The sequence below is a fragment of the Streptomyces sp. 8K308 genome (assembly GCF_004348315.1).
Classification (GTDB): Bacteria; Actinomycetota; Actinomycetes; order Streptomycetales; family Streptomycetaceae; genus Streptomyces.
Genome location: NZ_SMKC01000612.1, coordinates 1 through 1576, shown reverse-complemented (window position 1 = coordinate 1576; position 1576 = coordinate 1). Strand labels below are relative to the sequence as shown.

Annotated in this window: 2 protein-coding genes; both read left to right on the top strand. The window is 74.9% G+C overall.

Features of this window, described 5'->3' with window-relative positions:
* A partial coding sequence (locus E1265_RS37665; RefSeq protein WP_165954025.1) for a hypothetical protein occupies positions 1–991 on the top strand: 991 nt, incomplete at its 5' end.
* 4 nt (positions 992–995) lie between these two features.
* A partial coding sequence (locus tag E1265_RS36155) for a DUF4129 domain-containing protein (protein WP_132935164.1) occupies positions 996–1576 on the top strand: 581 nt, incomplete at its 3' end.

Here is a 1576-nt window from a genome sequence, read left to right as displayed (position 1 = left end):
CGGCTGGGGAGCGCCCGGCGGCTGGCAGCCCCAGCCTCAGGCCCCCAAGCCCGGCGTCATCCCGCTCCGCCCCCTCGGCGTCGGCGAGATACTCGACGGCGCCGTCTCCACCGCCCGCGCCCACTGGCGCACCGTGCTGGCGATAGCCCTCCCCATAGCCATCGTCATCCAGCTGCTCTCCTCCATCGCCCTGCACACCTGGCTCTCCGACAGCACCGGCCTCAGCGCCCTCGAGGACAACCCCAACCCCACCGACGAAGAGCTCCGCGACGCCCTCGGCGACCTCCTCGGCTTCGGCTCGGTCACCGGCGTCGCCACCCTCCTCGGCAACGTGCTCGCCACCGCCATGCTCACCATCGTCGTCAGCCGCGCCGTCCTCGGCCGCGGCGTCACCGTCGGCGAGGCCTGGCACGACTCCCGCGGCCGCCTGGCGCGCCTCCTCGGCCTAGTGCTCCTCGTCCCCCTGATCTCCGTCCTCGCCATCGTCGTCCCCATGGCCCTCTTCGGCCTCGGCGGCACGGCCCTCATCGCCCTCGGCGGCTTCGGCGGCGTCATCCTGGCCATCTGGCTCTGGATCCAGTTCTCCCTCGCCGCCCCCGCCCTGATGCTCGAACGCCAGGGCGTCATCGCCGCCATGCGCCGCTCCTGGAAGCTGGTCACCGGCTCCTGGTGGCGGGTCTTCGGCATCCAGGTGCTGATCCTGGTGCTCCTCACCATCGTCGGCGGCATCATCGAGTTCCCCACCACGCTGATCGCCGAGGTCGTCGCCGGCGGCGACGGCGGCTTCCTCGAGGGCGGCCTCACCGAGATGTCCTGGAGCTACCTGGCCATCTCCGGGGTCGGCGCCGTCATCGGCTCCGCCATCACCCTCCCCATCAGCGCCGGCGTCACCGCCCTCCTCTACATCGACCAGCGCATCCGCCGCGAGGCGCTCGACATCGAGCTCGCCCGCGCGGCCGGCCTCGGCGACGGCCCCACACCGGGGAACTGACGCCGTGCCGACGCCGCTCCCGGCGCTCGCACTGCTGCCGACGGACGACACCGCGCCGCCCGTCGTCACCGACCGCGAGGAGGCCCTCCGCGACGCGCAACGCGAGCTGTCCAAGCCCGCCTACGCCGAGCACGAGCCCAGCCTGCCCCGCCGCGTCTGGAACTGGATCTGGGACGACCTCCTCGGCCGGCTCGACGGCGTCGCCCTGAACACCCCGGGCGGCTGGCTCGGCCTGCTGACCATCGCGCTCCTCGTCATCGCCCTGCTCGTCGCCCTCCGGATGCGCCTCGGCGCCCTGCGCGACGCCGCAGGACCCCGCTCCACCGGCGGCCTCTTCGGCGACCACCCGCGCACCGCCGCCGAGCACCGCGCCGCCGCCGACGCGCACGCCGCCGCGGGACGCTGGCCCGAGGCCGTCCAGGAGCGCCTGCGCGCCATCGTCCGCGCCCTCGAGGAACGCGCCCTCCTCGAGCCGCGCCCCGGCCGCACCGCCACCGAGGCGGCCACCGAGGCCGCCCGCCCGCTGCCCACCCTCGCCGCCGAGCTCCGGGCCGCCGCCACCACCTTCGACGGCATCACCTACGG